This window comes from Blautia sp. DFI.6.71 (assembly GCF_020593585.1).
Classification (GTDB): Bacteria; Bacillota; Clostridia; order Lachnospirales; family Lachnospiraceae; genus Blautia_A; species Blautia_A wexlerae.
The window spans coordinates 1-12,433 of the sequence record NZ_JAJDMJ010000008.1; the positions used below are offsets into that span (position 1 = coordinate 1).

The 12,433-nt window shown below is 45.1% G+C and carries 15 protein-coding genes; 14 read left to right on the forward strand and 1 reads right to left on the reverse strand.

Annotated elements, in window-relative coordinates:
- Positions 1-278 precede the first annotated feature (278 nt).
- Positions 279-2,513, forward strand: coding sequence for a DNA helicase PcrA (gene pcrA, locus LJE12_RS05400; RefSeq protein WP_055058613.1), 2,235 nt, complete (start codon positions 279-281; stop codon positions 2,511-2,513).
- A gap of 77 nt (positions 2,514-2,590) precedes the next feature.
- Here the strand turns inward: pcrA and LJE12_RS05405 are convergent, their stop codons facing one another.
- Positions 2,591-3,274, reverse strand: a complete 684-nt coding sequence (locus LJE12_RS05405; protein ID WP_161276575.1) for a YjjG family noncanonical pyrimidine nucleotidase — start codon at positions 3,272-3,274, stop codon at positions 2,591-2,593.
- A gap of 288 nt (positions 3,275-3,562) precedes the next feature.
- On the opposite strand from LJE12_RS05405, the gene LJE12_RS05410 reads away from it, so the two are divergent.
- The 13 genes from LJE12_RS05410 to LJE12_RS05470 all read left to right on the forward strand — a co-directional run bounded on the left by LJE12_RS05410 (position 3,563) and on the right by LJE12_RS05470 (position 12,422).
- Positions 3,563-3,784: a hypothetical protein gene (locus LJE12_RS05410; protein ID WP_008706577.1), complete on the forward strand. Its 222-nt coding sequence runs from the start codon at positions 3,563-3,565 to the stop codon at positions 3,782-3,784.
- Positions 3,785-3,850: 66 nt separating this feature from the next.
- Positions 3,851-5,491 carry a 23S rRNA (uracil(1939)-C(5))-methyltransferase RlmD gene (rlmD, locus tag LJE12_RS05415; protein ID WP_227292108.1) on the forward strand — a complete coding sequence of 547 codons (1,641 nt, stop codon included), beginning with the start codon at positions 3,851-3,853 and terminating at the stop codon, positions 5,489-5,491.
- A gap of 103 nt (positions 5,492-5,594) precedes the next feature.
- Positions 5,595-6,497 (forward strand): DUF6017 domain-containing protein, encoded by a 903-nt coding sequence (locus LJE12_RS05420; protein ID WP_227292109.1) that lies wholly within the window; start codon positions 5,595-5,597, stop codon positions 6,495-6,497.
- Between the two features lie 175 nt (positions 6,498-6,672).
- Positions 6,673-7,026, forward strand: coding sequence for a DUF7768 domain-containing protein (locus tag LJE12_RS05425; RefSeq protein WP_154265425.1), 354 nt, complete (start codon positions 6,673-6,675; stop codon positions 7,024-7,026).
- Positions 7,027-7,135: 109 nt separating this feature from the next.
- Entirely contained in the window at positions 7,136-7,618 is a 483-nt protein-coding gene (locus tag LJE12_RS05430) for a PcfB family protein (RefSeq protein WP_112090103.1), read from the forward strand.
- On the forward strand, positions 7,615-9,399 hold the full coding sequence (locus LJE12_RS05435) for a VirD4-like conjugal transfer protein, CD1115 family (protein ID WP_227226756.1): 1,785 nt from the start codon (positions 7,615-7,617) through the stop codon (positions 9,397-9,399). The genes LJE12_RS05430 and LJE12_RS05435 overlap by 4 nt, the downstream gene beginning before the upstream one ends.
- 104 nt (positions 9,400-9,503) lie before the next feature.
- Positions 9,504-9,773, forward strand: a complete 270-nt coding sequence (locus LJE12_RS05440) for a hypothetical protein (RefSeq protein WP_227226755.1) — start codon at positions 9,504-9,506, stop codon at positions 9,771-9,773.
- The gene (locus LJE12_RS05445; RefSeq protein ID WP_227226754.1) at positions 9,770-9,931 is read left to right on the forward strand and encodes a Maff2 family mobile element protein; all 162 of its coding nucleotides are present in this window, start codon (positions 9,770-9,772) and stop codon (positions 9,929-9,931) included. The genes LJE12_RS05440 and LJE12_RS05445 overlap by 4 nt, the downstream gene beginning before the upstream one ends.
- 73 nt (positions 9,932-10,004) lie before the next feature.
- On the forward strand, positions 10,005-10,352 hold the full coding sequence (locus LJE12_RS05450) for a TnpV protein (protein WP_227222534.1): 348 nt from the start codon (positions 10,005-10,007) through the stop codon (positions 10,350-10,352).
- Between the two features lie 14 nt (positions 10,353-10,366).
- Complete coding sequence (locus LJE12_RS05455; RefSeq protein ID WP_227222533.1) at positions 10,367-10,648, forward strand: hypothetical protein; 282 nt, start codon at positions 10,367-10,369, stop codon at positions 10,646-10,648.
- 689 nt (positions 10,649-11,337) lie between these two features.
- Positions 11,338-11,637, forward strand: a complete 300-nt coding sequence (locus tag LJE12_RS05460) for a hypothetical protein (RefSeq protein WP_227222532.1) — start codon at positions 11,338-11,340, stop codon at positions 11,635-11,637.
- A 23-nt stretch (positions 11,638-11,660) separates the two neighbouring features.
- Positions 11,661-12,071 (forward strand): single-stranded DNA-binding protein, encoded by a 411-nt coding sequence (locus LJE12_RS05465; RefSeq protein WP_129795767.1) that lies wholly within the window; start codon positions 11,661-11,663, stop codon positions 12,069-12,071.
- 144 nt (positions 12,072-12,215) lie between these two features.
- Complete coding sequence (locus tag LJE12_RS05470) at positions 12,216-12,422, forward strand: helix-turn-helix domain-containing protein (protein ID WP_005341250.1); 207 nt, start codon at positions 12,216-12,218, stop codon at positions 12,420-12,422.
- The last annotated feature ends 11 nt before the right edge of the window (positions 12,423-12,433 follow it).

Here is a 12,433-nt window from a genome sequence, read left to right on the forward strand (position 1 = left end):
GGCGTATCCGCCGATATTCAGTCTGACGCCTAAAGCGTCTGGAAGCACGTGACTTTAGTCATGTGAGGTTTACTTTACAGGAATCAGTTGTAGGCGAACAGATTTTTGTGTATAATCATAAAGATATATGCCTGTTCAGGCACAAAAAATATTTCGAGAGATGTAAACGGTAACCGGTACATATTTTGAATCTGAAAGATTGTTGCAGAAATCAACTTGTTGATCAGCATGGTTGTTTGTAAAATAATGTACCGTACAGGAAGAAGACAGGAGAAAATATGAGCGATATTTATAGTACATTAAATCCTCAGCAGCAGGAAGCGGTTTACCATACAGAAGGTCCACTGCTGATCCTTGCGGGAGCGGGTTCGGGAAAGACAAGAGTACTTACCCACCGCATTGCTTACCTGATAGATAAAAAGGGAATCAATCCCTGGAACATTCTGGCTATCACATTTACAAATAAAGCAGCCAGTGAGATGAGAGAACGTGTAGATAAAATAGTGGGATTTGGTTCCGAGAGCGTATGGGTTTCCACATTCCATTCTACCTGTGTGCGTATTCTGCGTCGTTATATTGACCGTCTTGGATATGATACCAGATTTGCTATTTATGACACAGAAGATCAGAAAACTCTGATGAAAGAAGTGTGCAGAAAACTGAATATTGATACCAAGAAAACAAAGGAACGTTCTCTTTTGGCGCAGATTTCCCATGCAAAAGATGAACTGATCACACCGGATGAGATGGAACTGAATGCAGGTGGGGACTTTGTTAAAAAGAAGGTTGCTGAGGTATATCGGGAATATCAGGCTGCTTTGCGCAGAAATAATGCGCTGGATTTTGATGATCTGATCGTAAAGACCGTAGAGCTTTTTCAGAACTGCGGAGATGTTCTGGAAAACTATCAAGAACGTTTCAGATATATCATGGTGGATGAGTATCAGGATACCAATACTGCACAGTTTAAATTTATCAGCCTGTTGGCCTCTAAATATGAAAACCTCTGTGTAGTCGGTGATGATGACCAGTCTATCTATAAATTCCGTGGTGCAAATATTGGAAATATTCTTGGATTTGAGCATGTTTTTCCAGATGCAAAAGTTATCCGTCTGGAACAGAATTACCGTTCCACAAAGAATATTCTGAATGCAGCCAATGCGGTGATCGCAAATAATACCTCACGTAAATCAAAAACACTCTGGACTGAGAATTCGGAGGGGGAACGAATCCATTTCCGCCAGTTCATGAACGGATATGAGGAAGCAGAGTATGTGGTAGGCGAGATTTCCAGAGCTCACAGAGAGAATGGTGCGAAGTATAAAGACTGTGCAGTTCTGTACAGGACCAATGCACAGTCACGACTCTTTGAAGAGAAGTGTCTTCTTGCGAATATCCCTTACAAGATTGTAGGCGGTGTGAATTTCTATGCGCGTAAAGAAATCAAAGACCTGTTATGTTATCTGAAGACAATTGACAATTCCAGAGATGATCTGGCAGTCCGCCGTATCATCAATGTACCGAAGCGTGGAATCGGAGCCACAACTCTTGGCAGAATACAGGATTATGCGGATAAAATGAGTGTGAGTTTCTATGATGCCTTGCGTGTGGCAGAGGAGGTCCCGTCTATTGGAAGAAGCCTTTCAAAGATTGATGGATTTGTAACCTTTATTCAGAGTTTAAAGAGTAAGGCAGAGTCTTATACAGTACGTGAACTTCTGGAAGAAGTGATTGAACTTACCGGATATGTGGCAGAGCTGCAGGCTGAAGATACAGATGAATCGAAGGCAAGAATCGAGAATATTGATGAACTTATTTCCAAGACAGAATCCTATCAGGAAGCAATGGAAGAACAGGGACAGACTGCCACACTTTCAGGTTTTCTCGAGGAGATTGCACTGATCGCAGACATTGACAGCGTGGATCCGGATCAGGATTATGTGCTTCTTATGACACTACATAGTGCCAAAGGTCTGGAGTTTCCGAGAGTATTTCTCGCAGGAATGGAAGATGGGATGTTTCCGTCTTATATGTCCATTATATCAGATGACAGATCTGATCTGGAAGAAGAGAGAAGGCTCTGTTATGTGGGTATCACAAGAGCTATGGAGGATCTGACGCTGACAAGTGCCAGACAGCGGATGCTCCGGGGAGAAGTACAGTATAATAAAGTATCCAGATTTGTACGTGAAATTCCGCGGGAGCTTGTGGATCTGGGACAGGAAGCTCAGGAAAAGAAGAAAAAGATTGAAGAGATGATTCAGGCAGACAGAAACCTTGCAAAAATGAAAATGGCTTTTGAGACGAAAACATTCAAGCCCAGAGAATTTAAGGTGACGAAGGCTGCTGCACTGGATTACGAAGTGGGAGACACTGTCCGCCACATTAAATTTGGTGTAGGAATTGTTAAAGACATTGTAGACGGCGGAAGAGATTATGAAGTCACTGTTGATTTTGACAAAGTGGGAATAAAGAAAATGTTCGCAGGATTTGCAAAGCTGAAAAAAATATAGTAATGGGGCAGGTGACTTAAGTCACCTGCGGAGGCTGCGAAAAGCAATAAGCAGTAAGACGAACGATTTTATCCGCTTTATATATGAGACAGGAGTTCAGGAAGTTTCATAAGACTGTCAAATTCATGATCAGGGATGATTTCTGAAGTCTTCTCATGGCTGGGATTAAACCAGATTGTGCGGATTCCGGCATTGATGCCGCCCTGGATATCAGAGGTCAGGCTGTCCCCGATGATTACTGCTGTTTCCTTATGGAAATCAGGGATTCTGGAGAAACAGCAGTCAAAGTATTCCCTGCCCGGTTTATTGTATCCCAGTTCTTCGGAGATAAAAATACCCTCAAAGTAACGGGAAATTCCGGAACTTTTAAGCCGTCCCTTCTGGACACTTAAGGTACCGTTTGTAACCAGATACATCCGGTATTGACCGTAAAGAGTTTCGAGCAATTCTTCTGCACCATCTATGAAATAGTGTCCCTGGGCCAGAAGAGTTTCATAGGTATGTGCAGCTTCTTTTGCAGGTATATCCACATTCAGCTCTGCAAAAAGAAGCCGGAATCTCCGAAGCTTTACCTGGTCTCTGGTGATCTTGCCCTGTTCAAGAAGCTTCCACTGGGCGAGGTTGAGCTCACTGTAACGCTTCAGAACTGAAGGCTCGGGAACAATGTGAAAACTTTTCAGAGTTTTTGCGATAGCTGCTCTTTCTGCCCGGTTAAAATCAAGTAATGTATTATCAAGATCAAAAAAAAGTGTTTCTACCATAAGTATTTATCCTCTCTTATCAGATCGTTGCTGTCGGCATATTTTTAAGTCAGGGGCAAAATTCATTCCAGATTGCCTGCGGCAATGGAATTTTGGCTTGTATGTCTCGGGATTGTGTGAACAGTAACCCCCTGATATCATTATAATAAAGAAACTAACAAAAGTATAGAATAAATGCAGATATCTTATGGTAAAATTACAGAAAAAGTGTTATAATAATTTCATTAAACAGCAGACGGCAGAAGTGTTAAGTGTCAGCTGATGAATTATTGAGAGGATGGTGCGATTATGAATATCAAAATTGAAGAATTATTATCAGCATTAAACAGAAAAGAAGAAGAGAAAGAAAAAAATACAGTCCTCTGGGTACTGGCAATCATTGGCGCAGTTGCAGCAGTAGCAGGTATCGCATTTGCTGTATATCATTTCTTTGCTCCGGATTATCTGGAAGATTTTGAAGAGGATTTTGACGATGACTTCGACGATTATTTCGAAGATGAAGAAGAATAATTACCTGTAATATGAAAATGAAAGAATAGCTCCGGCTTATACCGGGGCTATTTTTATGGAGGTTATATGAAAAAAGGCGAAATTTATGAAGGCGTGATTGAGAAAGTAGATTTTCCCAATAAGGGAATTGTGATAACAGACGGACAAAAAGTTACCGTAAAGAACGGAATGCCCGGACAGAAAGTCCGTTTTATGATCAATAAGAAGCGTTCCGGACGTGCAGAGGGAAGACTTCTGGAAGTGTTGGAGAAGTCTCCGCTTGAAACAAGAGAACCGGTCTGTAGCATTTTTCCGGAATGTGGAGGATGCATGTATCAGACCATGTCCTATGAAAACCAGCTCAAAATGAAAGAATGTCAGGTTCGTGAACTGTTGGATGGTGCATTGAACGGCACTGATTACCAGTGGGAGGGAATTCATGGAAGTCCCATTGAATTCAGATATCGAAATAAAATGGAATTCTCCTTTGGTGATGCATATAAGGATGGTCCGTTGACGCTGGGTCTGCACAAAAAAGGCAGTACCTATGATGTTCTTACAGCAGATGACTGTCAACTGGTTCATGAAGATATGACGAAAATCCTGACTTGTGTGCATGAATATTTCCTGAAACGAAACGTTTCCTATTATAAAAAGATGCAGCATACAGGATATCTGCGCCATCTGCTTCTCCGCCGCGGTGTGACTACAGGAGAGATTCTGGTCCATGTGATTACCACCAGTCAGGAAGAACATGATCTGGAATCTCTGAAAGAAGAACTTCTTGCACTTCCGCTGGAGGGTAAAATTGTGGGAATCATGCATATTATCAATGATTCTCTTTCTGATGTGGTGCAGAGTGATGAGACACGTATCCTTTACGGTCAGGATTTCTTTTATGAAACGCTTCTGGGACTGCGATTTAAGATCAGTACATTTTCATTTTTCCAGCCTAATTCCCTGGCTGCGGAAGTGCTTTATTCTATTGTACGTGAGTATATCGGAGATACGAAGGATAAAGTAGTGTTCGACCTTTACAGCGGAACCGGAACGATCGCCCAGCTTGCAGCCTCCGTAGCGGACGAAGTGATAGGTGTGGAAATTGTGGAAGAGGCAGTAGAAGCTGCAAAGCAGAATGCAGCACTGAATAACCTGAGTAATTGTAAATTTATTGCAGGGGATGTCCTTAAAGTCCTGGATGATCTGACGGAGAAACCGGATGTGATCATTCTGGATCCGCCAAGGGATGGAATCCATCCCAAAGCATTGCCGAAGATTCTTTCTTATGGGGTAGACCATATTGTATATATTTCCTGCAAAGCGACCAGCCTGGCAAGAGATCTTCCGGCATTTCTGGCGGCAGGATATAAGCTGGAAAAAGCCTGCTGCGTTGATCAATTTTGCCAGACTGTTCACGTCGAGACGGTATGTTTATTGTCCAAACTAAATGTCAAGCATCATATTGAGGTGGAAATCACGATGGATGAGTTGGATTTGACGGCAGCGGAGAGTAAAGCCACTTACGATGAAATCAAGGCTTATGTACTTGAAAAATTCGGCTTTAAAGTCAGTCAGCTTTATATCGCCCAAATAAAACGGAAATGTGGCATTATCGAGAGAAAGAACTATAACCAGTCAAAAAAAGAAGATGCCAAAGTGCCGAAGTGCCCGCCGGAGAAAGAAGCGGCGATTATGGATGCGCTCAAGCATTTCCAGATGATTCCATAGAAAAACAGAATAGAGATGCCAGTTTCAGATTTAAAAGGTGTTGCTTTCGGGCAGCACCTTTTGTTTTAAGCATTTAGAATTTCTTAGGAGGGAGGTGTCATTCATGCCAGACCTTGCCATGCTGGACTACTTCTACGGAGATGAAGCGGAACAGTTCACTTTTTACCGGATACCCAAAGTGCTGTTCACTGACCCCAGCTACCGGCGCATATCTTCCGACGCCAAAATCCTGTACGGGCTTATGCTTGACCGTATGGGGCTGTCAGTTCGGAATGGCTGGCTGGACGAATACAACCGGGTATTCATTTTCTTTACCCTGGAGGATGCTTTGGAATATCTGTGCTGCGGGCATACCAAAGCCGTTTCCCTTTTTGGGGAACTGGATAAGGCGGGCTTGATCGAGCGCAAAAAGCAAGGCCAGGGAAAGCCGACAAAAATCTACGTTAAGAACTTTGTTCGGAATGCGGAAGTCTTGACTTCCGAAAAACGGAAGTCTAAAGTTCCGCAATCTGGAAGTCAAGACTTCCAAAAAACGGCCTCTAATAATACTGAGATAAAAGATACTGAATTGAGTGATACTGAACCATCTATCTATCCGGTCAGGGGGCTGCCGGAAGATAAATCGCCTGCGGCAGATGCGATGGATACGATGCGTGTCTATCGTCAGATTATCATGGAGAATATTGAGTACGACATCACTCGCAGGCAGCTCGGCTATGATGCTGACATTCTGGACGAGATTGTTGACATCATGGTGGACACGGTTTGCAGCACAAAGCCCATGATCCGCATAGGCGGCCAGGACTTCCCCTTAGAGGTTGTAAAGAGCCGGCTGCTAAAACTCAATTCGGAGCATATCAGCTATGTGGTGAGCAGTTTGAAATCTAACACCACCAAAGTCCGAAACATCCGGGCGTATCTGCTTACCGCCTTGTATAATGCCCCTACCACTATCAGCAGTTACTACACAGCTTTGGTCAACCATGACCTTTACGGCGGTGGGTAACTGCTTTTTTCATAATCGCCTATGGGCGGCTGCGCCAGTTCCTGGCCAGCCCCCTTAACTGCAAAAATGCAAATGAGCAGCACTGTGTCAAGAACGCACGGTGTGCGTTCATTTTCATTCTTGACACGGGGTTGCTCGTTTGCTACCCGGCACAGCCGGAGAAAGGAGCTTCCCCATGAAAAAGCCATTTGCCTACATTACAGCCGTCTGGAAAGGCGGCGAGTTTACCGTCATTGACCAGGCGGCGGTGTACTGCCGCAAAGTCTATGAAGCCGGGTTTACCCCGATCTGCCCGGTTCTCTATCTTCCCCATTTCCTGCGTGATTCCATTCCTGCCGAACACAAGGACGGCATTGACATTGGGCGTGAACTTCTGCGCCGGAGCCATGTGCTGATCGTCTGCGGGGACGAAGTTGACGAGTCCGTTAAAAACGATATTGCCGTGGCACAGCGGCTGGGCATTACCGCCACTACCCTGGATGGCATTCTGAAAATCCATGCTCAGGGAGAAAACGAGGTGGAGGGCTGATGCCTGATTACCTGTACCGGTTGACGCTGTTTCTGCTGCACCGGCTGGTGGTTCCGCCTTAGACCATTTCCTTTTTCAGCATTCCTGCCAGAGAAAGGAGTGATGAGGTTTGCAGGAAGAAGTTGAAAACAAATCGGTGGCGATTAGTATCAAAGCCACCAAGCTGACTGCCAATGTGCTGAAAGCCGCACTCCTGAAAGCCCTTGCGGAAATGGAGAAAAAGCAGAAAAATCCCAAGGTCTACAAGGGCAAACAGAGTGTGAAACACCTTGTCCGGCAGGGAGTTGGGGTCAGCAACATCGAAATCACGGACGGCAACATCAAGTCTTTTGAGAAAGTTGCCCGGAAATACGGCATTGACTTTGCTCTCAAAAAGGATGTTTCTACACAGCCGCCCCGGTATCTGGTCTTTTTCAAGAGTAAAGATGCCGACGCACTGACGGCGGCATTCCGGGAATATTCCGGTAAAGTCGTGAAAAGCCAGTCCAAGGAGAAGCCGTCCATCCGCAAGCAGCTTTCCAAACTCCAGGAAGTGGTCAAGGATATGGCAAAATCCCTCTCCCGGAACAAGAGCCAGGAGGTGGACAGATGAAGAAATTGCCAAAAATCAATACTTCCAAGCTGCTAAAAGCGGCTTTGCCGTATATCCTGGTCGGCCTGATGGCTACCAAGCTGGGGCAGGCGTACCGCATGGCATCCGGCGGCGATGTGCTGGATCGGATTTTTGGGGCGTTCCTCAAAATCGGGGAAGCCTTTACCAATCCCCTGCCCAGCCTGCATCCGTTTGACCTGCTGGTGGGGGCTGCCTGCGGCGCTCTGCTGTGGTTTATCGTATACCAGAAATCCAAGAATGCCCGGAAATACCGGCGTGGTGCGGAGTATGGGACTGCCCGATGGGGAAATGCAAAAGATATTGAGCCGTTCATCGACCCGGATTTTTCGCAGAATATCCTGCTGTCCGAAACGGAACGTCTGACGCTGGGAAAAATTGCAGACCCCGAAAAGAGAAACGTCAATCTGAATGTGCTGGTCATTGGTGGGAGTGGTTCGGGAAAGACCCGCTACCACATCAAGCCCAATCTTCTCCAGATGAACGCATCGTATGTCTGCTCTGATCCAAAAGGCACGGTCATTGAGGAAGTCGGGCGGGCGCTGGTGCGTGGCGGATACAAAATCAAGGTTCTAAATACTATTGATTTTTCCTGTTCCATGCACTACAACCCCTTTGTCTATCTCCATAGCGAAACGGACATTCTCACCCTTGTCACGGTTATTATGACCAATACCCAGGGAGAAGCCAAAGGCGGGGACGGATTCTGGGAGAAAGCGGAAGCCCTGCTGTATCAGGCACTGATCGCTTATATCTACTATGAAGCCCCAGCCGAGGAGCGCAACATGAATACCCTGCTGGATATGCTCAACGCCTGCGAGTGCCGGGAGGACGACGAGAACTTTAAATCAGCGGTTGACCTGCTGTTTGAACAGTTGGAACAGCGCAATCCCGACCACTTTGCGGCAAGGCAGTATAAAAAATTTAAGATGGCGGCGGGCAAAACTTTAAAAAGCATACTTATTTCCTGCGGGGCCAGATTAGCCCCATTTGATATTGCTGCCGTCCGGGAGATGATGTCCTATGATGAATTAGAGCTTGAAAAGCTGGGTGACGAGAAAACCGCCCTTTTTGCGGTAGTTTCCGATACCGACCCGACGTTCAACTTCATTTCAGCCATGATGTACTCCCAGATGTTTAACGTACTGTGCGACCGGGCGTTGAAAGTCTATCATGGCAGGCTCCCGATCCATGTAACCTGCCTGTTTGATGAGTTCGCCAACCAAAAAATCCCGAACTGGGAGCATTTGGTTTCCGTGATCCGGTCGAGGAATATATCTGCCCACATCGTCCTCCAGACGTTCAGCCAGCTCAAAGGAATGTATAAGGACAATGCGGAAACCGTTGCCGGGTGCTGCTCAACCATGCTGTTTCTGGGCGGGAAAGAGGAAAGCAGCTTGAAAATGGTGTCCGGGCTTTTGGGCAAAGAAACCATTGACACCATGAATGAAAGCGATTCCCGTGGTGCCCAGCGTACCTACGGTCTGAACTATCAGAAGCTGGGCAAGGAACTGATGAGCGTGGATGAGCTGGCCGTCATGCCCTCCAGCCGCTGCATCGTCCAGGTGCAGGGTGTCCGCCCGTTCTACTCCAAGAAGTACGATCTGACGAAGCATCCCCAGTACAAGTACACGGCAGACGCCAACCCCAAGTTTGCCTTTGATGTAAAGGCATACCTGCAACACCGGCTCAAAGTCAAGCCGGAAGAAGAATTTGAGGTCTATGACCTCGGAGAGATAGAACAGCCCCAAGCGGCTGCCTAAAGGCTCCACCGATGCCCCTTTGTGGGCTTTGAAATCGGTGGAGCCTTTTCTTTTTTGCCCAAAACCAGCCGGACACCGGCAATTTCAACACATGGGAGGTCAAAATGGGATTTTACGACGAAGCGGTTCATGTATTGGAAACGATAGCCAGGGCGTTAAACGGCGCTTTCTCCTATGGTTCAATGGCAGATTTTTATAACCGCTCCCCGGAGAAAACCCCGATCTGCCCGGAATTTTCCAAAACGGCGGTGCGGATGAAAAAGCATATCCGTCCGCCTGTCCGGGCAGAGCCTGAAACGGCGCTTCTCCAATCCAAAAATCAAACCGACAACTTATCAACACGTTTTTTAAATTCAAGGAGGATTTTATTATGAGTTTCTTTACGACTGCTGTTTCTACGATGTCTACTCTGGTTGTTGCCCTGGGCGGCGGCGTTGGCGTATGGGGTGTGGTCAACCTCATGGAAGGTTACGGGGCCGACAACCCTGCTTCCAAAAGCCAGGGTGTCAAGCACTTAATGTCTTCTATGTGAAAAGATTTTAAAGGGAAAATGCACATCCTACGCAGATAACATGACAATTTCATGCAAAGCGAAAGGAAACATCATGAAAATCGAATACACAAAAGTTGGAGATTATTATTTACCGAATCTTTACTACCCGGAGGAAACCAGACCAATTGGCTTCTGGGGAATGCTTCGGAAGGAATATCTGAAAGAACATAAATCTGGAACTTATACATATCTTCTTCTAATCGCCAGACTGGACAGCTATCTGGCAGATCTGAATGAACAGGCACAGGAACGCTTTGAGTTGATTGAAGCTCAGATGCGAAGTGCGGAGGGAATTACCGAGGAATTGAAGAGACAGAATCCTATGGAATGGGTGCATCACTGCAACAATATCCGCAACCGGGCTTCTGAAATCATCAAACAGGAACTGATTTATGTATAAGGGGGATTCCAGATATGAGAAGAGAATTGATTGAAAGCTATTATGAAGAATATCAGCGGGAGCTGGAAAAATTTCTTGAATCTGATCCGGAGATGTTCTCTCTGGAAGCAGAAATTCATCATTACATAGAAATACTGGAACCAGTCCTCAGAGATGCCGGACAGGAGATGTGGCAGGCATTGGACAGAATTATCTCAGCGAAAAATGCCATGGAAGGGATTGGGGCAAAAGAAATGTACATCCGTGGATTCCTGGATTATGAAAGGCTGGTGTGTGAAAAGGACAGTAACATTTGAATAATCATCTTACGAGCACTGATCATAATGGTCGGTGCTTCTTTTTTGATTTTTTTTCAAAATCATCTGACATTCTTCAAGTTCCCACGTGTGATTAGTGGAAAAATAATTTTTTCTGCAAAAGTACCGTCCAAATGCCCTCTGAAACTTGCTATTAGTGAGGGAATATTTCATTTATGCGAAAAAAAACTTGCAAAAGGGGGTTGGTAAATACCGTTTCTCAGGCTTTATAGGTAGAGGAACAATTATTTTAAAAATTTTTTACCTAAGTATGTCCGCTTTTGCCTGCCCCAGTACAGAGTAAGTGAAGGGACTAACAAAAGTAAAAGAAAAAATGATAAAAATGCAAAAAAATATCACGAATCTTTTGCATCTTGTCAGGTCATTTGACTTTAGTAATCAGAGGACGTTTTGGAATGTTCCTTCGCTGAACCTTGACAACCGATAAGTGCACCCTGGAAGCCTATCAGGAGTTCTGCCAAGACCTTTCTTTTTCTGAGAGCGAGCGGAATCATAATGACACTCCCGATGATGGGCGGCTGACCGGAGCCTTATGGTCAGTGACCTGCTAATGCAGGCAGAGGCAGTCTGAGACGGCTGCAGGTGACAGGGAAGCGCACGCCAGACCGCCGGACGAATGAAACTGATGACAATGTTTACAGGGCAAAATGCCCGGAAAGGAGCAGTTTATGACAGAACTGAAAATGAAAGAAATGCAACTGATCAACTGGTTTGGATGCCCGAATCTGATCTATACAAGGGAGAGAATCCATCTGGCTGCCATGCTTGCAACCGATGAAGAAATGAAAAAGAATCTTTACAGAGTATGCAGATTCCTTGCAAGAGAAGAAATCGCATATCGGTATCCAATCATGTACGAAATGATCCGGAAAATGTTTTCACCGGACGATACCAATCCACCGGAAGCATGTGCAATGGTTATGCCGGACAATGAAACAGATGATGATGAATATGCAATGGCAGCGTAGCTGCGGAAAGGACAGTAACGATTATGAATAAAGTGATTTTAATGGGAAGACTGACGAAGAATCCGGAGATCAAATATGCCGGGAAAGACAATGATATGGCAGTAGCAAGATACACACTGGCAGTAAACAGAAGATATAAACGTGACGGGGAACAGGAAGCAGATTTTATTTCCTGTGTCACATTTGGAAAAAGTGCAGAGTTTGCACAGAAATATCTTCACAAGGGAATGCGGATTGTGATCGGCGGTCGTATCAGCACCGGCAATTATAAGGACAAGGATGGGAAAACAATTTATACCACAGATGTGATTGTGGAAGAACATGAATTTGCCCAGAATAAGGATAATGGTGTCGGAGCTGATTCATCGGAAACACCGAAAACAGATAAGGATGGATTCATGGAAGTGCCGGAAGGTGAGGTTCCATTTAACTAAACTGAAGTAAATGGTTGGAGAGGTTGCCCTTTGTCGGGGTATCCTCTTTTCCATTTTACAGAAGATATCAAAATTACAGGTATTCAACCTAACGAAATCGTGATATAATCAAAATATGTTTAAACGAAAAGATGGAGGTAGCTTATGGGCGTAAGTTATAACAGATTATGGAAAATGCTCATAGATAAAAATATGAAGCGGATAGAGATGCAGTATCTCACCGGGATAAGCGGAAATATTCTTGCCAGGATGGGAAAAAACCAGTATGTATCAATGGAGACAATTGAGAAAATCTGCAAGAAACTGGACTGTACCGTGGATGAAATGATGGAATTTACAGATGATGAATAACAGGAGGTTGC